We start from the raw sequence: 19,639 nt of genomic DNA, 5'->3' as shown, positions 1-19,639 counted from the left end.
GGCGGCCCTGCTCGCCATCGAGTCGCAGACCGTGATCGCTCTGCGGCTGACGGCGCTTGCGGGCGGCGGGCCGGTGGCCCAGAGCGAGGGCGAGCGCATGGTCTCCGAGAAGATCGACGCGGCCGCCGAGGCGCTCGGCACGCTGATGGCCGGCGGCTCGCCCGATGCGGTGATCGCCCGCTACCGCGAGCACGTCCGGGCCAATGCCGAACGGCTCAGCGCGCACGAGATCGAATGATCTCGCACGAGATCGAATGATCTCGCCGGATCAGTTGATCTCGCAGAACCCCCGGCCGCTGCCGATGACCCGGCCGCCGGCGCACCACGGCCGCGCGGCGGGCGCGGGGCGCGGCGTCGCGCCGGTCGTGACGGGAAGCGCATCCGCGTCGGCCGAGGCGGTGCGCAGCAGCGGCGCCGGCTCCGTCCGGGGCTCCCCCGGCCTGGGCTCCCCCGCTTTGGGCTCGGACGCCCTGGCCCGCGCGGCGGCCGCAGCCGGCGCGGAGGTGGACACGTAAAAAACGCCGAACCCGCCGCGCCGGCCCCGCGCCTGCGCGTCGGCGGGCAGCACGGCCAGGACGGCTGCAGCCGCCGCGGCGACGAGGACGATCCGCTGCATGGTCTTCTCCCGACTCTCGAGGCTGAGAATGCGGGACGACCGTTTAACGCGGGCTCGTCGCGATCCGCCGCAATCGATGTATCGGCAGTGGACGGGTGTGGATGGCGCGGGTCAGCCGGCGCGCCGCACCGGCTGGCTGGCCAGCACCGCATCGGCGGGCCGTCCGGAGAGTTCGGCCATGTGGTCGAAGCGGGTGGTGAAGGTGCCGACCCCGGCCGTCACCGAACGCAGTTCGACGATCAGGTCGGCCATCTCGGATTCGGGGATCAGCGCCTCGACCTGATCCCAGCCGGTCCAGCCGGGCCGCGCGTCGAAGCCGAGGATCTGGCCGCGCCGGGCGGTGACGAGGCCGGTCGCCTTGGCGGTCGCCCCCGAGGGCACGGCGATCGTAACCGCGAGCACCGGCTCCAGCAGCACCGGGCCGGCCTTGGGCAGGGCCTCGTCGAGGGCGAGCCGGGTCGCGGCCTGGAAGGCGGCGTCCGAAGAATCGACCGCGTGCGAGGCGCCGTCCCTGAGCGTCACCGCGACGTCGACGACCGGAAAGCCGAGCGGACCGCGGGCCATGCAGGCGCGCGCGCCCGCCTCCACGGAGCCGATGAACTGCCGGGGCACCGCGCCGCCCACCACCTCGTCCTCGAAGCGGAAGCCCTCCCCGCGGGGAAGCGGGCGCACGTCGAGGGCGACGTCCGCGAACTGGCCGTGCCCGCCGGTCTGCTTCTTGTGGCGCCCGCGCGCGGAGGCGCGGCCCCGGATGGTCTCGCGGTAGCCGACCCGCGCCCGCTCGGTCTCGACCCCGATGCCGAAGCGCGAGGCGAGGCGCTCCACCGCCACCCGCAGGTGCATCTCGCCCTGGCCGGTGAGGCGCATCTCGCCGAGATCGGCATGCTGTTCGAGGGCGAGCGCCGGGTCCTCCTCCACCACCTTGGCCAGGGCGCCGGCGAGGCGCACGTCGTCCTTGCGGTCGCGGATGCGCAGGCCGACCGCGAAGACCGGCTCGGGCCGCGCCAGCGCCGCCAGGGCCGGCGGCGGCTCGGATCCGGCCGCCAACGTCTCGCCGGTGGCGATGGGTTCGAGCTTGGCAAAGCCCACCACCTCTCCCTCCCGCGCCTCCGGCACCCGGTGGCCGGTGGCGCCGGAGAGCGCGGTGAGCGCGGCGATGCGGGCGCTGCTGCCGCCCGACCCCGTCACGGTCTCGCCCTCGCGGAAGCCCCCGCGCAGCACGCGGGCGATCGAGAGCTTGCCGCCGAAGCCGGTGTGGAGGGTCTTCACCACCTGGGCCAGCGCCGCCCCGTCCCCGGCGACGCCGAGCCGCGCGCAGGTCTCGGGCAGGCCCGGCGCCTCGTGCCGCAGGGCCTTGAGCAGGCGCGTCACGCCGTTGCCGTGCTCGGCCGAGCCGAACAGCACCGAGACCACCTGGCCGTCGCGCAGCTCGCGGGCGAGGTCGGCGAAGACCCGGTCGCGCGCCGGCTCGACTTCGGAGATCAGGTCCTCCATCAGCGCGTCGTCGTGGTCGGCGAGGCGCTCCAGCATGGTGAAGCGCTCGGCCTTCTCGCGCGGCAACTCGCCCGCGGGCAGGTCCACCACCTCGCTCGGAGCTTGCTCGCGGTAGATGAAGGCGCGCTCCAGCGCGAGGTCGATGAAGCCCACCGCCGCCTCGCCCTGCCAGAGCGGGATCTGGCGCAGCAGCAGGGGCACGCCGGAAGCGGGCTGCAGCAGCGCGAGCGCGTCGCGCAGCGAACCCGGCGCCGCATCCGCCTTGTTGATGAACAGGAGGCGCGGGATGCCGGCCGCTTCGAGGTCGCGCAGGATCAGTTCGAGGGCGGGCCGCTTGCGCTCGTCCGCCTCGCAGACCACCACGGCCGCGTCGCAGACCGGCAGCACGGCGCGCATGTCCTGCGCGAACTCCACCGAGCCCGGGCAGTCGATGAAGGTGAAGGTGTCGCCCAGGAAGGTCGCGGAGGCGACGTTCGGCTCCACGCTCATGCCGTGGGCCTTGGCCTCGGCGCTGGTGTCGCCCACCCGGTTGCCGGACGCCGCGCGCCCGGCCCGGTCGATCGCACCGGTCCGGTGCAGGATGGCTTCGAGCAGGGCGGTCTTGCCGCTCTGGAACGGTCCGACGATCGCGATGCACCGGGTTTGCCCAGCCACGAGACGCCTCCTCCAGCTTGTCGATGCTCTTGTGGCGAGCATTCCGGGGGAGAGTTAACCACCGGGCCTGCCGCCGGTCCAGGCGGTTGTGGCGGGCCGCGCCGCCGCCCCGAGATCAGCGCATCGGCGATCACCCCGGGTCCCGCTCCGCGCATTGGACAATGCCCGCGCGCCGCCGCATGGTCGCCGGGAAGGCGGGCGGGATCGCGCCGCACCGTCGCGCCCCGGCCGAACCGGGGCGATCCGGGAGGAGGTTTGCGCGTGACGGACAGTCCGGGATCGGCGGCGCGACCCCTCGCCGGCCTCACGGTGGTGGCGCTCGAACAGGCGGTGGCCGCGCCCTACTGCTCCTCGCGGCTCGCCGATGCCGGGGCGCGCGTCATCAAGATCGAGCGGCCGGAGGGCGATTTCGCCCGCGGCTACGACGCCGCCGTCAACGGGCTCGCGAGCTACTTCGTCTGGCTCAACCGCGGCAAGGAGAGCCTCGTCGCCGACATCAAGAACCCGGACGACGCGCGGCTGCTGCACGCGATCCTGGCCGAGAGCGACGTCTACATCCAGAACCTCGCGCCGGGGGCGGCCGCCCGCGCGGGCTTCGGCTCCGAGGATCTGCGCGCGCGCCATCCGCGGCTCATCACGGTCGACATCACCGGCTACGGCTCCGGCCACGCCTACGCGCAGATGAAGGCCTACGACCTCCTGGTCCAGGCCGAGAGCGGGCTGGCCGCCATCACCGGCCATCCGGCGGGGCCGGGGCGGGTCGGCGTCTCGGTCTGCGACATCGCCTGCGGGATGGCGGCGCACGCCGCCGTGCTGGAAGCGCTGATCGCGCGCGAGCGCAACGGCAGCGGCAGCCGCCTGGAGGTGAGCCTGTTCGACGGCATGGCCGATTGGATGAACGTGCCGCTCCTCTACTACGAGGGCACGGGGCGGGCGCCGCAGCGGGTCGGCCTCGCGCATCCCTCGATCTGCCCCTACGGGGCGTTCCGCACCGCGGACGACAGCCTGGTCCTGATCTCGATCCAGAACGAGCGCGAATGGGCCTCCTTCTGCGCCGGCGTCCTCGGCGAGCCGGACCTGCCGGGGCGGGAGGGCTTCCAGTCCAACACCGTCCGGGTCGCGAACCGCCCGGCGGTGGATGCGCGCGTGGCGCAGGCCTTCGCGGATCTCACCCGCGACGAGGCCGCGGCGCGCCTGCGGGCGAGCGGCACCGCCTACGGCTTCGTCAACGAACTCGCCGACCTCGTCACGCATCCGGCCCTGCGCCGGGTCACGGTCGAGACCGCGGCCGGCCCCGCCTCGATCGTGGCGCCCCCGGCCCTGATCGACGGGCGGACCCGGCCCCTCGGCCGGGTGCCGGAGATCGGCGCCCACAGCGCGGCGATCCGCGCGGAATTCGGCGCCTGAACCCATCGAGGGCCTCGCGGCCCCCCACCGGACCGGACCATGACCCAGGATTCCCAGCACGAGACCTACCCCGAGATCCGCGAGGCGGTGCAGAAGCTCTGCGCCCGCTTTCCCGGGGAATACTGGCGTGCCCTCGACCGCGAGATGGCCTACCCGACCGCGTTCGTGGACGCGCTCACCGAGGCCGGCTACCTCTCGGTGCTGATCCCCGAGGAGTATGGCGGCTCGGGGTTGCCGCTCTCCGCGGCGGCGGCGGTGCTGGAGGAGGTGCAGCGCGCCGGCTGCAACGGCGGTGCCTGCCACGCGCAGATGTACACGATGGGCACGGTGCTGCGGCACGGCTCGGAGGCGCAGAAGCGGCGCTACCTGCCGGGCATCGCCGAGGGCAGCCTGCGGCTCCAGGCCTTCGGAGTCACCGAGCCGACGAGCGGCACCGACACCGCGGCGCTCAAGACCACCGCGCGGCGCGACGGCGAACATTACGTGGTCAACGGGCAGAAGATCTGGACCAGCCGGGCCGAGCATTCGGACCTGATGCTGCTGCTGGCCCGCACCACCCCGCCGCGCGAGGGGGCCAAGCGCACCGAGGGCCTCTCGGTCCTCCTCGTGGACATGCGCGAGGCCCTGGGCCGCGGGCTCACCATCCGGCCGATCCGCACGATGATGAACCACGCCACCACCGAGGTGTTCTTCGACGACCTGCGGGTGCCGGCCGAGAACCTGATCGGCGAGGAGGGCAAGGGCTTCCGCTACATCCTCTCGGGCATGAACGCCGAGCGCCTGCTGATCGCGGCGGAATGCGTCGGCGACGCCAAGTGGTTCATCGCCAAGGCCGGCGCCTATGCCCGCGAGCGGCGCGTGTTCGGCCGCCCGATCGGCCAGAACCAGGGCATCCAGTTCCCCATCGCCAAGGCCTACGCGAACATGCGCGCGGCCGAGCTGATGGTGCGCGAGGGCCTGCGGCTCTACGAATCCGGCGCCAATCCCGGCCCCGAGGCGAACATGGCCAAGATGCTCGCCGCCGACGCCTCCTTCGAGGCGGCGAATGCCTGCATCCAGACCCACGGCGGCTTCGGCTTCGCCGAGGAATACGACGTCGAGCGCAAGTTCCGCGAGACGCGCCTCTACCAAGTGGCGCCGATCTCCACCAACCTGATCCTGTCCTACCTCGCCGAGCACGTCCTCGGCCTGCCGCGGTCCTACTGATGCCTGGGCTCGACATCGACCACCTGCGGCAGTGGATCGGCCGCACCCGTGAGGCCGAGGACCTCGTCACGCCCCGCCTCGTGGCGGAGTACCGGGCGACCCTGGCGCCCCATCTGGCGCCGGTCGGCGAGGGCGAGGCGCCGCTCGCGCTCCACTGGTGCCTCGCCCCCGAGACGCCGGCCGCCGACGCGCTCGGCCCCGACGGGCACGCCGCCAAGGGCGGCTTCCTGCCCCCGGTGCCCCTGCCCCGCCGGATGTGGGCGGGGGGCGAGGTCGAGACGCTCGGCCCCTTGCGCCTCGGCGACCGGGTGGTGCGCCGCGAGACGGTGGCGGACGTCGCCGTCAAGGAGGGCCGCACCGGCGCCCTCTGCTTCGTCACCGTGCGCCACGAGGTCGAGACGCCGCGCGGCGTGGCGATCCGCGAGCGGCAGGACATCGTCTACCGCGAGGCGAGCCGGCCGGGCACGCCCGCCGCCCCGGCCTCGGCCGCCCCAGCCTCGCCCGCGGCCGAGCCGGCCGCCGAGGGCGCGTGGCGGATCGAGGCCGATCCCGTCCTGCTGTTCCGCTACTCGGCCATGACCTTCAACGGCCACCGCTTCCACTACGACCATCCCTACGCCACCGGCGTGGAGGGCTATGCCGGCCTCGTCGTGCACGGGCCGATGCAGGCGAGCCTGCTCCTCAACCTCGCGGCCGTGCAGCTCGGCCGCGTGCCGGCGCGGTTCCGCTACCGCGGCGTGTCGCCGATGATCGCCGGGCAGGTCTTCACGGTGGCGGGGCGCGCGGGGCCGGAGGGCTTCGAGGGCTGGACCGCCGAGGCCGGGGGCCGGCTGTGCATGGAGGCGTCCGGCACGGCCTCTTAAGCGATCGTCGGATTGCGCGTCCGTCCCCGGTGCGCCAGGGTCGCTCGCATCACCGGCACCACAACCAACACCAAGATCAACGTCGACAAGAGGAAACGCCGATGTCCCGCTCTCCCGGCCCGTTCGGGTCCGTGACCCGCCGCGCCCTCGGCGCCGCCGCCGCCCTCCTCGTGCTGGGCGGCACCGCGCTGGCGCAGACGCCCATCGTCATCAAGTTCAGCCACGTTGTGGCGCCCGACACGCCCAAGGGCCGCGGCGCCGACAAGTTCAAGGAGCTTGCCGAGAAGTACACCGGCGGCAACGTGAAGGTGGAGGTCTACCCGAACTCGCAGCTGTTCAAGGACAAGGAGGAGGTCGAGGCGCTCCAGCTCGGCGCCGTGCAGATGCTGGCGCCCTCGCTGGCGAAGTTCGGGCCGCTCGGCGCGAAGGAGTTCGAGGTCTTCGACCTGCCCTACATCCTGCCCGACAAGGCGGCGCTGCGGCGCGTGACCGAGGGGCCGCTCGGCAAGCGCCTGTTCGAGAAGCTGGAGACCAAGGGCATCAGCGGCCTCGCCTTCTGGGACAACGGCTTCAAGGTCATGAGCGCCAACAAGCCGCTGCGCCTGCCGGCCGATTTCCGCGGCCTCAAGATGCGCATCCAGTCCTCGAAGGTGCTGGAGGCCCAGTTCCGCGCGCTCGGCTCCATCCCGCAGGTGATGGCCTTCTCGGAGGTCTACCAGGGCATGCAGACGGGCGTGGTGGACGGCTCCGAGAACACGCCCTCGAACATGTTCACGCAGAAGCACCACGAGGTGCAGAAATACGCCACCCTGTCGGATCACGGCTACATCGGCTACGCGGTGATCGTGAACAAGAAGTTCTGGGACGGCCTGCCGGCCAACCTGCGCGGCCAGCTCGACAAGGCGATGAAGGAAGCCACCACCTACGCCAACGAGGTGGCGAGCAAGGACAACGCCGACGCCCTCGACGAGATGAAGAAGTCGGGCAAGATCCAGTTCATCGAGCTCACCGCCGACGAGAAGGCGGCCTGGCGCAAGGCCCTGGAACCGGTCACGGCCGACATGGCCAAGCGCGTCGGCAAGGACGTGATCGAGGAGTTCCAGCGCGAGGCGCGCACGCAGTAGGGCGCCGATCCCGGCCCGCTCCCCTTGAGGCGCCGGAACCCCTCTCCCGGGCGGGAGAGGGAGTCCGGCGCCCGACACGCTCCCCCTCAGGCACCCCCCCGCCATGATCCTGCTGCGCGTCCTCGACCGCCTGGAGGAGATCCTGATCGCGAGCCTGATGGCCGCGGCGACGCTGCTCATCTTCGTCGCCGTCGTCCACCGCTACGCGTCGGGCATCGACATCCTCTTCCCGATCACCTCCGCCATCCACCTCTCCTGGGCGCAGGAACTCTGCATCTACATGTTCGTGTGGATGGCGAAGTTCGGCGCCGCCTACGGGGTGCGCACCGGCATCCACGTCGGGGTCGACGTGGTGGTCAACCAATTGCGGCCGGAGATCCGCAAGCAGGTCGTCCTGTTCGGGCTCCTCTGCGGCGCCCTGTTCACGGCCATCATCGGCACCATGGGCACCAAGTTCGTGCTCGGCCTCATCGACACCGACCAGACCTCGCCCGACCTCGAGATCCCGAGCTGGATCGTCTACCTGGCGATCCCGCTCGGCTCCTACCTGATGTGCTTCCGCTTCCTGCAGGTCGCCTGGAGCTTCTGGCGCACCGGGGAACTCCCGCACCACGACCACGGCCACGTCGAGGGCGTGGTGGAGAGCCCGCAGGCGGCGCGCGACCTCGCCGATCAGGGCACGATCGGACGGGAGGCCGGGCGATGAACGCCGCGATCATCTTCGGGCTGCTCATCGCCCTCATGCTCACCGGCATGCCGATCTCGATCGCGCTCGGCCTGTCGGTGCTCACCTTCCTGTTCGTGATGACGAGCGTGCCGATCGAGGCGGTGGCGCTCAAGCTGTTCACCGGGATCGAGAACTTCGAGATCATGGCGATCCCGTTCTTCATCCTGTCGGGCAACTTCCTGACCCACGGCGGCGTCGCGCGCCGGATGATCAACTTCGCGACCTCGATGGTCGGGCACTGGTACGGCGGCCTGGGGCTCGCGGGCGTCATGGCCTGCGCGCTGTTCGCCGCCATCTCGGGATCGAGCCCGGCCACCGTGGTGGCGATCGGCTCGATCATCCTGCCGGCGATGGTGGCGCAGGGCTTCCCCAAGCGCTTCGGGGCGGGCGTCATCACCACCTCGGGCGCGCTCGGCATCCTGATCCCGCCCTCGATCGTGATGGTGATCTACTCGGTGGCGACGAGCGGCGCCGTGGTGTTCGGGCCGGATGGCGGCCGGGTCTCCTCGGCCTCGATCTCGACCCTGTTCGTGGCCGGCGTGGTGCCGGGCCTGATGCTCGCCACGGCGCTCGGCTTCACCACGTGGTACCGCGCCCGCAAGTACGATTACCCGCGCATGCCGCGGGCCAGCTGGGCCGAGCGCTGGGTGGCGTTCCGCAAGTCGCTCTGGGGCCTCCTGCTGATCGTGCTGGTGCTCGGCGGCATCTACACCGGCGCCTTCACGCCCACCGAGGCCGCGGCGGTGAGCGCCGTCTACGCCTTCGTGATCGCGCTGTTCGTCTACCGCGACCTGACGTGGCGCGACGTGCCGCGGGTCCTGCTCGACTCCGCGAACATGAGCGCGATGCTGCTCTACATCATCACCAACGCGGTGCTGTTCTCGTTCCTGATGACGAGCGAGCAGATCCCGCAGACGATGGCGGGCTGGATCATCGATGCCGGCCTCGGCTGGGTGGTGTTCCTGCTCATCGTCAACGTGCTGCTGCTGGTCGCCGGCAACGTGATGGAGCCCTCCTCCATCGTGCTGATCATGGCGCCGATCCTGTTTCCGATCGCCGCCAAGCTCGGCATCGATCCGGTGCATTTCGGCATCCTGATCGTGGTCAACATGGAGGTCGGCATGTGCCACCCGCCGGTGGGGCTGAACCTCTACGTGGCCTCGGGCATCACCAAGATGGGCATCACCGAACTCACCATCGCGGTCTGGCCCTGGCTGCTGACGATGCTGATCTTCCTCGTGCTCGTCACCTACGTGCCGGCGATCTCCCTCTGGCTGCCGCGCACGCTCGGGATGATGTGACGCAAGGCCGCCGGGCGGCGCGGCCGTGTCCGCGGACGCGCCGCCGCGCTACCCTCCCGGGGTGTTCACCCTCCCCGGAGATCGTCCATGTCGCTCGTCGTTCCGGTCATCCTCGGCTCCGTGCGCCGCGACCGCAACGGGCTGCGGGCCGCCCGCTACGTGACCAAGGCTCTCGAAGCGCGCGGCCACGAGGTGCCGCTCGTCGATCCCGCCGATCTCGGCCTGCCGCTCCTCGACCGCATGTACAAGGAGTACCCGAAGGGCGAGGCGCCCGCGGTGCTGGAGGGGCTCGCCGCGACCCTGCGCCGGGCCGACGCTTTCGTGATCGTGTCGGCGGAGTACAACCACAGCATCCCGCCGGCCCTGTCGAACACCCTCGACCACTTCCTCGAAGAGTATTTCTGGCGGCCCTCGGCCATCGTCTGCTACTCGGCCGGGCGCTACGGCGGGGTGCGGGCCGCCATGCAGCTGCGCGCCATGCTGGCGGAACTCGGCACGCCGAGCATCCCCTCCCTGCTGCCGATCCCCGAGGTGCACAAGACCCTGGACGAGGCGGGGGCGCCGCAGCAGCCCTGGCTCGACCGGAGCGCGGGCCGCTTCCTCGACGAACTGGCCTGGTACGCCGAGGCGCTGCGGGACAGGCGGCGCTCGGGCACGCCGTACTGAACGTGACCTATCCCGCCTCGCCCGCCAGCGCCCGCAGGCCCTCCCGGTAGGTCGGGTAGCGCAGGCGCACGCCCAGTTCCTCGGTGATCCGGCGGTTCTGCACCCGCTTGTTCTCGCCGTAGAAGCTGCGCGCCATCGGGCTCAGGGCGGCGGTCTCGAAATCGACCGCGGGCGGCAGCGGCAGGCCGGCGATCTCGGCCGCGAGGGCGGTGACGTCCTGGGGCGGCGCGGGCTCGTCGTCCGTGACGTTGTAGACCGCGCCGGGACGCGGCCGGTCGAGGGAGGCCGCGAGCGCCTGCGCGATGTCGTCCACGTGGATGCGGTTGAACACCTGGCCGGCCTTGACGATGCGCTGCGCCCGCCCCTCGCGCAGCTTCACGAAGGCGTTGCGCCCCGGCCCGTAGATCCCGGAGAGCCGGAAGACCTGCACCGCCTTGCCCGTGCGGGCGCCGAGGTCGAGCCACGCCGTCTCGGCGGCCACGCGGTCGCGGGTGCGCGCATGGGTCGGCGCCGGCGGGGTGGTCTCGTCGATCCAGGCGCCGCCCTGGTCCCCGTAGACGCCGATGGTCGAGAGATAGCCGATCCAGCGCGCCGGGCTCGCGGCGATCGCTGCCGCGAAGGCCGTGAGCGCCGGGTCCCCGCCGTCGGGCGGGATCGAGACCAGGATGGCGTCGCTCGCCGCCAGATCCTCGGCGATGCGCGGATCGGCGCGCTCGGGCGAGAAGGCCCGCAGCACGACGCCGTCGGGCGGGGCGGGCGTCCGGTCGAGGGTCTGGGCCGTCGCGGCGATCCGGCCGAAGCGGCCGCGCTCCCGCTCCACGAAGTGCCGCGCCGTGTAGCCGAGGCCGAAGACGAACAGATTCATGCCGATTGCCCTGCATCAGACCGCGCGGCGGGACGCCCTGCCGCGCCTGCCGGAGGGTGCGCCCCCTCCCCGCCCTTGTCGCGGACGCCGCGCCACTCGTCGAGCACGTGCGGGTCGTCCTCGCCGGCCGGCGGCCCGGGCGGCAGGGCCTCGGGCGCGAGGCGCGCCAGCGCCCACACGGCCATGCCCCGCACCAGCGGCGCGGGATCGTCGAGGAGCCGCACGGCGTCCGGGACGAGCGTGCGGTCGCCCGAATTGCCGATGGCGATCAGCACGTTGCGCAGGAAGCGGTCGCGCCCCGTGCGCTTGATCGGCGTGCCGGCGAAGCGCGCCCGGAAGGCCGCGTCGTCGAGCCGGGCGAGGTCGCGAAGCGGCGGCGCCGCGAGATCCTCGCGGGCGGCGAGCCGCGCCTCGCGGGCCTCGCTCGCGAACTTGTTCCAGGGACAGACCGCGAGGCAATCGTCGCAGCCGAAGATCCGGTTGCCCATCGGCGCGCGGAACTCCGGGGCGATCGGCCCGGCATGCTCGATGGTGAGGTAGGCGAGGCAGCGGCTCGCATCGAGCCGATAGGGGGCCGGGAACGCCTCGGTCGGGCAGGCGTCGAGACAGCGGCGGCACGAGCCGCAGGCATCCGCGGCCGGCGCGTCGACCGGCAGGTCGGCATCGGTGTAGATCGCGCCGAGCAGGAGCCAGTTGCCGAAGGCGCGCGAGACGAGGAGCGTGTTCTTGCCCTGCCAGCCGAGCCCGGCCGCGGCGGCGAGCGGCTTCTCCATCACCGGCGCGGTGTCCACGAACACCTTGAGGGTGGCGCCCTCGCGGGCGAGCACCCCGGCGAGCTCCTTCAGCTTGCCCTTGATGACGTCGTGGTAGTCGCGCCGCCGGGCGTAGAGGGCGAGGGCGCCGCGCTCAGGCATCGCGAGCGCCGCGAGCGGGTCCTCCTGCGGGCCGTAATTCACCCCGAGCATCACGATGCTGCGCACCGCCGGCCACAGCGACGTGGGGTCGGCGCGCTCGGCCGTGCGCTCGGCCATCCAGCCCATGCCGGCATGGTGGCCCGCCTCCAGCCAGGCGCGCAGGCGCTCGGGCAGGCCCGGCACCGCGCCCGGATGCGTCACCGCCAGGGCGTCGAAGCCGAGCGCCCGCGCCCGCTCCTCCAGCCGGCGGCGCAGGGCCGCTCCACGCGGCGCCGCCCCGTCCCGCGTCAGAAGTCGAGATCCGCGTAGTGATCCGCCGGCGCCATCCCGGGCACCCGGTCGGCGAGCAGGCTGCGGAAGGACGGGCGGGACTTCATCCGCGCGTACCAGTTCCGCGCCATCTCCTCCTCGTCCCATGGCACGTCGCCGAGATAATCCACGCAGGAGAGATGGGCCGCCGCCGCCAGATCCGCATAGGTCAGATGGTCGCCCGCCAGCCATTTGCGCCGGGCGATGAGGTAGTCGACGTATTTCAGGTGGTAGCGCACGTTGGTGCGCGCGGCGCGGATCGCGTTCATGTCGGGCGGACCGCCGCCGAGGTCGGAGGTCATGAACCGCTTGTGGATCTTCTCGGTGACGAGGTAGCCGGTCACCTCCTGGTCGAACTTGCACAGGAACCAGTCGAGCAGGCGGCGCACCTCCACCCGGGCGGCGGGCGCCTCCGGCAGCAGCCGCCGCCCCGAGAGGCCGAGCCCGCGGGTCTCGTCGAGATACTCGGCGATCGCGCCCGCGCCCGGCACCACGAGGCCGCCGGACTCGATCAGCACCGGCGTCGTGCCGGCCGGGTTGAGCATCAGGAACTCGTCCCGGCGCTCCCAGGGGCGCTCCTCCACGAGGGTCGGCTCCATGCCCATCTCGGCCAGGACCAAGCGGATGAACCGGGAATGCGGGCAGAAGGGGGAATGATGAAGCGTCGCCATGCGGGCCGTGCGGGCGAGGAATGCGCCGGATCTGCGCCCTGACGGGTTGAGGGCCGGTCACCATTGCGGCTGCGATATTGCTTCATCCTTAACACGCGCGGCCGACCCTGATAACCGACCTGCAACCGCGGCGGGCGATGGGGCCGGCGCGCGCGAATGACCCCCGGCCTGATCCGGCCAGCTGCGAGAGCGAGCGATCATGACAGCGTCGAATCGAGGCGGCGCGGGCGGAGGCCTGCGCTGATGGATCCGGTGAGCATCACCAAGGCCGTGGCCCTCGCGCTCGTGGAGGGCGCCACGGAGTTCATCCCGGTCTCCTCGACCGGCCACCAGCTCCTGCTCGGGCACTTCATCGACTTCCGCTCGCCGAACAACACCTTCGAGGTGCTGATCCAGCTCGGCGCCATCCTGGCCATCGTCGGAGTCTATTTCGGCCGGCTCCTCGACCTCGCGCGGCGCGCGCCCTCCGACCCGAATGCCCGCCGGTTCATCCTGGCGGTGCTGATCGCCTTCCTGCCGGCGGCGCTGATCGGCGGGCTGTTCTCGAAGGCGATCAAGTTCTACCTGTTCAATCCCTGGCTCGTCTGCTCGACGCTGGTCGCCGGCGGCCTCGTGCTCCTGGTCATCGACGAGACCGAGCTGCCCGAGAAGTACGACGACGTGCACGACTTCTCGCTGCCGATGGCCCTGAAGATCGGGATCTTCCAGTGCCTCGCGATGGTGCCGGGGGTGTCGCGGTCGGGCGCCACCATCGTGGGCGCCATGCTGATGGGGGCGAGCAAGCGGGCGGCGACGGAATTCTCGTTCTACCTCGCCATGCCCACCATGGCGGGCGCCTTCGCCAAGGACCTCCTCGACAACTACAAGAACCTCTCGCGCGACGACGTCGGGCTGATCGTGATCGGGTTCGTGGTGGCGTTCTTCGCCGCCCTGTTCGTGGTGCGCACGCTCCTGAACTACGTCTCGCGCCACGGCTTCAGCCTGTTCGGGTGGTGGCGCATCGTCGTGGGCGCGGCGGGCTTCGCGGGGCTGATCGTCTTCGGCTGACGGGCCGGCGCGGGCTCGACCATTGACGGGTGGCGCCGGAATCCGGTTCCGTGCAGGAAGATCCGCCCCGCGAAGGACCCGTCATGGACGATCTCCCGCTCGCCGCCGTGTTTCCCGCCGCCACCCGCGAGCAGTGGCGCGCCCTCGTGGACGGCGTGCTCAAGGGCGCCGACTACGAGAAGCGCCTCGTCCACCGCACCCGCGACGGCCTGCGGATCGACGCCCTCTACGCGGCCGCCGCGCCCACGGCCCAGCCCCTGCGCGGCGACGGGCAGCCGGCGCCCTGGCGGATCTGCCAGCGGGTCGACCATCCCGATCCCGCCGAGGCGAACGCCCTCGCGCTCGCCGACCTCGACGGCGGCGCGGATGCGCTGGCGCTCGTCCTCGCGGGTGCGCCGTCCGCCCGCGGCTTCGGCCTGCCCGGGCCGGATGCGGTCGAGGCGGCGCTCGCCGGGGTGATGCTGCCGCTGATCGGGGTGCGGCTCGATGCCGGCCCGCACGCCTTCGAGGCCGCCGCGGCCCTCGTGGCGCTGGCCCGGTCGCGGGGCGACGCCCTGTCGGCGCTCGATCTCGACCTCGGCATCGATCCGGTCGGCGTGCTGGCTAGCACGGGCCGCCTGCCCGCCCCCTGGAGCGAGACGCAGGCGCGCCTGTCCTCCACCCTGTCCGACCTCGACGCGGCGGGCTTTTCAGGCCGCGCATTCCTGGCGGATGGGCGCCCCTTCCACGAGGCCGGCGCCACCGAGGCGGGCGAACTCGCGGCGGTCCTGGCGAGCGCGCTCGCGATGCTGCGCGCGCTCGAAGCGGGGGGCCATGACCTGCAACGCGCCGGGGCGGCGATCGGCTTCCTCCTCGTGGCGGATGCCGACGAGTTCCTGACCGTGGCGAAGATGCGGGCGCTGCGCCGCCTCTGGGCGCGGGTCGAGGAGGCCTGCGGCCTGCCGCCCCGGCCGATCCGCCTGCACGCCGAGACCGCGTGGCGCACGACCACGCGGCGCGACCCGTGGGTGAACCTCCTGCGTGCCACCACCGCGGCCTTCTCGGCAGGACTCGGCGGCGCCGACGCCGTGACGGTGCTGCCCTTCACGGCGGCGCTCGGCCTGCCCGACGCCTTCGCGCGCCGCTGCGCCCGCAACACGCAGGTCGTGCTCCTGGAGGAGTCGAACCTCTGGCGGGTGGTCGATCCGGCGGCGGGCGCGGGTGGGTTCGAGGCGCTGACGGAGGACCTCTGCACGCAGGCCTGGGCGCAGTTCCAGGCCATCGAGCGCGAGGGCGGGATCGTCGCGAGCCTGACCTCCGGGGCGCTCGCCGGCCGTCTCGCGGCGATCCGCGAGGGGCGCGACCGCGATCTCGCCACCCGCCGCCAGCCCATCACCGGCACGAGCGAGTTTCCCCACCTCGCCGAAGCGCCGGTGGCGGTGCTCCAGCCGGCGCCGGAGCCGGTCCCTCCCCCTGAGGGCGCCCTTCCGTCGCAGCGCTTCGCCGAGCCCTTCGAGCGCCTGCGCGACGCCTCCGATGCGCATCTGGAGCGCACCGGCGCCCGCCCGCGGGTCTTCCTGGCCAATCTCGGGCCGATCGCCGCCTTCAACACCCGCGCGACCTTCGCCCGCAACGCCTTCGAGGCCGGCGGGATCGAGCCCGTCACCAACGACGGCTTCCCGGACCACGCCGCGATGGCGGAGGCGTTCCGCGCCGCCGGCACGCCGCTGGCCTGCCTGTGCTCGTCGGACGCGGTCTATGCCGAGCAAGCGGTCGCGGCAGCGCAGGCCCTGCGGGAGGCGGGCGCCCGCACCCTCTACCTCGCGGGCCGGCCGGGCGATCTCGAAGCGCCCCTGCGGGCGGCGGGCGTCAGCCGCGACCTCTATGCCGGCTGCGACCTCCTGCGCCTCCTGGAGGAAGCCCAGCAGCTGGCCCGGGCGGACGCCGGCTGAGCGGTGCGGCAACCCCCGGCAAGCTCGGGCGTTCATCGCCCGGGGCCTGAACACGGGGAGTTCCTATCGATGGTGCTGATGCGGCCCGCCCTCGCGGGCGCGATCATCCTGATGACCGCGGCGCAGCCGGCCCTCGCGGCCAAGCGCGCCGGTCAATCCGTGTCGCGGTTCGACGGCAACTGGAGCGTCGAGGTCATCACCGAACGGGGAAGCTGCGACCGGGCCTACCGGTACGGCATCGTGATCCAGAACGGGCAGGCGCGCTACGCCGGCGGCTCGGACTTCACCATCACCGGCCGGGTCCAGCCGAACGGCGCCGTGCGCGGCTCGATCAGCCGCGGCGACGCGAGCGCGCAGGTGGTCGGACGCCTCGGGCAGCAGGGCTACGGCAACGGAACCTGGACCACCTCCGGCCAGACCCAGTGCGGCGGCCGCTGGAACGCCGAGAAGCGGGGCTGATACCAACGGTCGTTGAAAACGACCGTTGGTTCCGTTCTCGATTTTTCGCCAAGCCTCTGGCTTGGCATCGAAAAATTCGAGATGAAGCAATGGCCCGATGCGTCAGCATCCTGGGCCATTGGCATGAGCCTCAGGCGGCGTCGGCGGCCGGGCCGAAGCGGGGGCGGGCGAGGCGCATCGCCGCCGCGAGGGTGGCGAGGTCGGGGGCACCCGTCTCGCGCAGGGCCGCGAGGGCGATCTCGGCGCAGGCGAAGGCATCCTCGCCCGCGTCGTGGTGGCGGAAGGCGATGCCGAGGCGCTCGGCCACCGCCGAGAGCCGGTAGCGCCCCTGCCCCGGCCATTGCCGCCGGGCGAGCTGCACCGTGCAGAGCGACGTGAAGGCCGGCACCGGCAGGCCGTAGGCCTGCAGCGTCGCGGCGAGCACGCCGACGTCGAAACTCGCGTTGTGGGCGAGCACCAGCGCGCCCGGCAGGTCGGGCAGGAACTCCGCCATCGCCTCGGGGAAGTGCGGCGCGTCGGCGACGTCGCGGGGCCGGATGCCGTGCACCGCGATGTTGAAGGGCGAGAAGCGCAGCTCGGCCGGGCGGATCAGTCGCGCCGCGCGCCGCACCACGCGGCCGTCCTCGATCCAGGCGAGGCCCACCGCGCAGGGGCTGTCGCGCCGCTCGTTCGCCGTCTCGAAGTCGATCGCGAGGGTTCGGGAGAGGGTTCGGGCCTGGATTCGCATCGGCCGGCCGTGCGGGAGGATTGAGCCGGTTTTCAGGCGGCTTCCACCATCGCCAGCCATTCGTCCTCGGTGATCACCCGCACGCCGTGCTTCTCAGCGTCCTTCAGCTTCGAGCCGGCCCCCGGCCCCGCCACCACGAGGTCGGTCTTGGCCGAGACCGAGCCCGAGACCTTGGCGCCGAGCCGCTCGGCCGTGGCCTTGGCCTCGCTGCGCGTCATGCGCTCCAGCGAGCCCGTGAACACCACGGTCTGGCCGTTGAACACGGCCGCCGCGGCGAGCGCCGCCGCACGCTCGGTCCGCACCTCGGCGAGCAGTGCCTCGACGGCCGCGACGTTGTGCGCCTCCGAGAAGAACTGGATCAGCGAGGCCGTCGTCACCGCGCCGATTTCGCTGTCGTCGGCCAATTGCCGGTAGGCATCGCCCGGCTGCTGGCCGCTCGCGCGCTCCACCGCCGCCCGCACCCCTGCCGGATCGCCGTAGGCGTCGAGCAGCGCCTCCTTCTGGGCCGCGGTCAGCCGCGCCACGGTGCCCTCGGCCAGGAGATCGGCCTCACCCGCCTCGGCGGCGGCGAGCAGACGGTCGCGGGTGGTCGGGCCGACCCGCGGCAGGCTCGCGAGCGCCACCCAGTCGGGTCCCGGCTGGCAGGTGGCCGCCGCCCGCACGCCCTCCATCAGGGCCGGCATGTCGGCATAGTGCTTGGCGAGGGCCTTGGCGGTCGCCTCGCCCACCTGCTCGATGCCGAGCGCGAAGATGAAGCGGTTGAGGGGGATCGTCCGGCGCGCCGCGACGGCGGCCAGCAGGTTGCGGATCGCCCTGTCCTCCTCGTCCTTCTTGGGCTTCGCCTTCTTCGGCTCGACGGCCTTGCCGGCGGCGGCCGCGCGCTCGGCCGACAGGGCTTGGCGCCGCGCGACGACGGCGGCCTTCAGGGGCTCGAACTCCAGGCGGAAGAGGTCGGCCGGCTGGCGCACCAGCCCGGCCTCGAACAGGGTCGTGATGTAGGTCTCGCCGAAGCCCTCCATGTCGAAGGCGTTGCGCGAGACGAAGTGCTTCAGCCGCTCCTGCCCCTGGGCCGGGCAGATCAGGCCGCCGGTGCAGCGGCGCACCGCGTCGAGCTTGGCCGTGCGCGGATTGAGGGAGCGCACCGCGTGGCTGCCGCAGGCCGGGCAGGTGCCGGGGAAGCGATAGGGCACGGCGTCGGCCGGCCGGCGCTCCAGCACCACGTCGGCCACCTTCGGGATCACGTCGCCGGCCCGCAGCACCACCACGGTGTCGCCGACCCGCACGTCCGAGCCCTGCGCGAGGTCGACGTCCGGCCGCAGGTCGAACCCGTCCCAGATGTTGATGCCGCTGCGGATCGTCTGCCCGTCCGCATCGATGCCGCGCACGTAATCCTCGTTGTGCAGCGTCGCGTTCGACACGACCACGCCGCCCACCGTCACGGGCCGCAGCTTGGCCAGCGGATTGAGCGATCCGGTGCGCCCGACATTGATCTCGATCGCCTCGACCACCGTCACGGCGCGCTGGGCGGGAAACTTGTGGGCGAGCGCCCAGCGGGGTGCGCGGGCCACGAAGCCGAGGCGGCGCTGCAGGGCGAAGTCGTCGACCTTGTAGACGACGCCGTCGATGTCGTAGCCGAGATCCGCCCGCTCGGTCTCGATGGCCCGATAATGCTCCAGCATCTCGGCGACGCTCGCGCAGCGGCGCGTGCGCGGGTTCACCGGCAGGCCGAAGCGCCGGAAGGCCTCGATCAGCCCGCTCTGCGTCCCGGCCGGCCAGGACGACATCTCGCCTGCCGCGTAGGCGAAGAAGCGCAGCGGCCGCGAGGCGGTGATGCCGGCGTCGAGCTGGCGCAGCGAGCCCGCCGCGGCGTTGCGCGGATTGGCGAAGAGCGGCTTGCCCGCCTGCTCCTGGCGGGCGTTGATGGCGGCGAAATCCGCGTGCGAGAGGTAGACCTCCCCGCGCACCTCGCAGATCTCCGGCACGTCCGGACCCGCGAGGGCGTGCGGGATCTCGCGGATGGTGCGGACATTGGCGGTGACGTCCTCGCCGACCTCGCCGTCGCCCCGCGTGGCCGCGGTGACGAGCTGCCCCTTCTCGTAGCGCAGCGACAGGGACAGCCCGTCGATCTTCGGCTCGGCCGTGAAGGCCAGCGGCTCGGCGGCGGACAGGCCGAGGAAGCGGCGCACCCGCTCGACGAACTCGGTGATCTCCTCGTCCGCGAAGGCGTTACCGAGCGAGAGCATCGGCACGGCGTGGCGCACCTTGGCGAACTTGTCGGAGGCCTTGGCCCCGACGCTGGCGGAGGCCTCCCCCGTCCCGGCAAGATCCGGAAAGCGCTCCTCCAGGGCTTCGAGCCGGCGGCGGAGCGCGTCGTACTCCGCATCCGTGATGATCGGCGCGTCCTCGCCGTGGTAGCGCCGGTCATGCTCGGCGATCTCGGCCGAGAGCGCGGCGTGCGCCGCCTTGGCCTCCTCCTCCGACAGATCCGCGACGGCAGGGGGGCGGGACACGGGTGAGGCCATGATCACTCGGACACGAATCGGGACGACCGGGCCGGACTCTAGCTCCCGAGACGTTAATGCCCAGGGGCCTCATGCCCGGGCGGGAGGCCGCCGCGGCCGGCCCCCCGCGGGCGGCCTCACAGCGGGATGTTGTCGT

The 19,639-nt window shown here is 72.5% G+C and carries 17 protein-coding genes and 1 pseudogene; 11 read left to right on the top strand and 7 right to left on the bottom strand.

The genetic code is table 11. From position 1 onward, the window contains the following. On the top strand, positions 1-238 hold a 238-nt coding region (locus tag MFF61_RS33200), incomplete at its 5' end, for a hypothetical protein (RefSeq protein ID WP_238242035.1). A gap of 30 nt (positions 239-268) precedes the next feature. Here the strand turns inward: MFF61_RS33200 and MFF61_RS33195 are convergent. Next, positions 269-616 (bottom strand): hypothetical protein, encoded by a 348-nt coding sequence (locus tag MFF61_RS33195; RefSeq protein ID WP_238242033.1) that lies wholly within the window; start codon positions 614-616, stop codon positions 269-271. A 111-nt stretch (positions 617-727) separates the two neighbouring features. Next, positions 728-2,806 (bottom strand): elongation factor G, encoded by a 2,079-nt coding sequence (locus tag MFF61_RS33190; protein WP_238242032.1) that lies wholly within the window; start codon positions 2,804-2,806, stop codon positions 728-730. Positions 2,807-3,025: 219 nt separating this feature from the next. Between MFF61_RS33190 and MFF61_RS33185 the strand changes: the two genes are divergently transcribed. The 7 genes from MFF61_RS33185 to MFF61_RS33155 all read left to right on the top strand — a co-directional run bounded on the left by MFF61_RS33185 (position 3,026) and on the right by MFF61_RS33155 (position 10,058). Then, complete coding sequence (locus MFF61_RS33185; RefSeq protein WP_238242029.1) at positions 3,026-4,171, top strand: CaiB/BaiF CoA transferase family protein; 1,146 nt, start codon at positions 3,026-3,028, stop codon at positions 4,169-4,171. A 39-nt stretch (positions 4,172-4,210) separates the two neighbouring features. After that, positions 4,211-5,377: an acyl-CoA dehydrogenase family protein gene (locus tag MFF61_RS33180; RefSeq protein WP_238242027.1), complete on the top strand. Its 1,167-nt coding sequence runs from the start codon at positions 4,211-4,213 to the stop codon at positions 5,375-5,377. Next, on the top strand, positions 5,377-6,240 hold the full coding sequence (locus MFF61_RS33175) for an HTD2 family dehydratase (RefSeq protein ID WP_238242026.1): 864 nt from the start codon (positions 5,377-5,379) through the stop codon (positions 6,238-6,240). Before MFF61_RS33180 ends, MFF61_RS33175 begins: the two co-directional genes overlap by 1 nt. A 101-nt stretch (positions 6,241-6,341) precedes the next feature. Then, on the top strand, positions 6,342-7,364 hold the full coding sequence (locus tag MFF61_RS33170; RefSeq protein ID WP_238242025.1) for a TRAP transporter substrate-binding protein: 1,023 nt from the start codon (positions 6,342-6,344) through the stop codon (positions 7,362-7,364). A 103-nt stretch (positions 7,365-7,467) separates the two neighbouring features. After that, the gene (locus tag MFF61_RS33165; protein ID WP_238242024.1) at positions 7,468-8,070 is read left to right on the top strand and encodes a TRAP transporter small permease; all 603 of its coding nucleotides are present in this window, start codon (positions 7,468-7,470) and stop codon (positions 8,068-8,070) included. Next, positions 8,067-9,392, top strand: coding sequence for a TRAP transporter large permease (locus MFF61_RS33160; RefSeq protein WP_238242023.1), 1,326 nt, complete (start codon positions 8,067-8,069; stop codon positions 9,390-9,392). Before MFF61_RS33165 ends, MFF61_RS33160 begins: the two co-directional genes overlap by 4 nt. Before the next feature lie 87 nt (positions 9,393-9,479). Next, a complete protein-coding gene (locus tag MFF61_RS33155) occupies positions 9,480-10,058 on the top strand; it encodes an NADPH-dependent FMN reductase (protein WP_238242022.1) in 579 nt (192 codons plus the stop codon). A gap of 7 nt (positions 10,059-10,065) precedes the next feature. Here the strand turns inward: MFF61_RS33155 and MFF61_RS33150 are convergent, their stop codons facing one another. The 3 genes from MFF61_RS33150 to MFF61_RS33140 all read right to left on the bottom strand — a co-directional run bounded on the left by MFF61_RS33150 (position 10,066) and on the right by MFF61_RS33140 (position 12,817). Further along, positions 10,066-10,923: an SDR family oxidoreductase gene (locus tag MFF61_RS33150; RefSeq protein WP_238242020.1), complete on the bottom strand. Its 858-nt coding sequence runs from the start codon at positions 10,921-10,923 to the stop codon at positions 10,066-10,068. Continuing rightward, positions 10,920-12,038: a tRNA epoxyqueuosine(34) reductase QueG gene (gene queG, locus MFF61_RS33145; protein WP_238242018.1), complete on the bottom strand. Its 1,119-nt coding sequence runs from the start codon at positions 12,036-12,038 to the stop codon at positions 10,920-10,922. Before queG ends, MFF61_RS33150 begins: the two co-directional genes overlap by 4 nt. Before the next feature lie 86 nt (positions 12,039-12,124). Further along, positions 12,125-12,817 carry a glutathione S-transferase family protein gene (locus tag MFF61_RS33140; protein WP_238242016.1) on the bottom strand — a complete coding sequence of 231 codons (693 nt, stop codon included), beginning with the start codon at positions 12,815-12,817 and terminating at the stop codon, positions 12,125-12,127. A gap of 243 nt (positions 12,818-13,060) precedes the next feature. Between MFF61_RS33140 and MFF61_RS33135 the strand changes: the two genes are divergently transcribed. The 3 genes from MFF61_RS33135 (at position 13,061) to MFF61_RS33125 (ending at position 16,254) form a co-directional block, all read left to right on the top strand. Beyond that, entirely contained in the window at positions 13,061-13,864 is an 804-nt protein-coding gene (locus MFF61_RS33135; RefSeq protein ID WP_238242015.1) for an undecaprenyl-diphosphate phosphatase, read from the top strand. 83 nt (positions 13,865-13,947) lie between these two features. Next, on the top strand, positions 13,948-15,795 hold the full coding sequence (locus MFF61_RS33130; protein ID WP_238242014.1) for a methylmalonyl-CoA mutase subunit beta: 1,848 nt from the start codon (positions 13,948-13,950) through the stop codon (positions 15,793-15,795). A gap of 75 nt (positions 15,796-15,870) precedes the next feature. After that, the gene (locus MFF61_RS33125; RefSeq protein WP_238242037.1) at positions 15,871-16,254 is read left to right on the top strand and encodes a hypothetical protein; all 384 of its coding nucleotides are present in this window, start codon (positions 15,871-15,873) and stop codon (positions 16,252-16,254) included. 169 nt (positions 16,255-16,423) lie between these two features. On the opposite strand, the pseudogene MFF61_RS33120 reads toward MFF61_RS33125, so the two are convergent. Next, a pseudogene (locus MFF61_RS33120) lies at positions 16,424-16,981 on the bottom strand (3'-5' exonuclease); the annotation flags it as partial. 32 nt (positions 16,982-17,013) lie between these two features. Then, the gene (gene ligA / locus MFF61_RS33115) at positions 17,014-19,503 is read right to left on the bottom strand and encodes an NAD-dependent DNA ligase LigA (protein ID WP_238242010.1); all 2,490 of its coding nucleotides are present in this window, start codon (positions 19,501-19,503) and stop codon (positions 17,014-17,016) included. Positions 19,504-19,639 lie beyond the last annotated feature (136 nt).

This window comes from Methylobacterium isbiliense (genome assembly GCF_022179325.1).
Lineage (GTDB): Bacteria > Pseudomonadota > Alphaproteobacteria > Rhizobiales > Beijerinckiaceae > Methylobacterium > Methylobacterium isbiliense.
This window is presented reverse-complemented; position numbering and strand designations above follow the sequence as displayed.